The 551-nt window shown below is 61.7% G+C and carries 1 protein-coding gene; it reads right to left on the minus strand.

Annotation, left to right across the window (positions count from 1 at the left end; translation table 11 throughout):
• Window positions 1-551: 4Fe-4S dicluster domain-containing protein (locus AC1DU6_RS35395; RefSeq protein ID WP_477863263.1), on the minus strand; the 551-nt coding region annotated here is incomplete at both ends.

The raw sequence follows: 551 nt of genomic DNA on the forward strand, positions 1-551 counted from the left end.
GAGACCTGCATAGACGATCGTACGGGGCCGGATGATGCGATAGATTTCGGACTTGCCTGCCTTGCGCCTCGCAATATTGATGTCGGTGTCGTAGCCGATCAGCCGGGTCGGCCGGCCGATCTTGCTCATTACTCCGTCGCAGGCGTCGATACACAACCCACACTGGATGCAATCCATCTGCAAGCCATCGCGGATATCGATTCCGACCGGGCAGACGTTCACGCATTGATAGCAGTCGATGCAGTCGCCTGCGGGTTGGCCGAGCGCGCGCAGCTCGGCCGCCTTCTTCAGCGAGGTGCGATGCTCCCCGCGATCGGTCTTGTAGGTGACGTTGAGCGCCCACTCGTCGGTCAGCGCCGCCTGGATGCGCGGCCACGGACACATATAGAGACAGACCTGCTCGCGCATCCAGCCCGCCAGTGTGTAGGTCGTCGCGGTCAGTATCGCGATCCAGATATAAGCCAACGCCGGCGCCTGGAACGTCACGAGTTCGCGCACCAGTGTTGGTGCATCGTTGAAATAGAGCACCCAGGCGCCGCCGGTCCACCATG

It is taken from the genome of Roseateles sp. P5_B10, assembly GCF_056400485.1.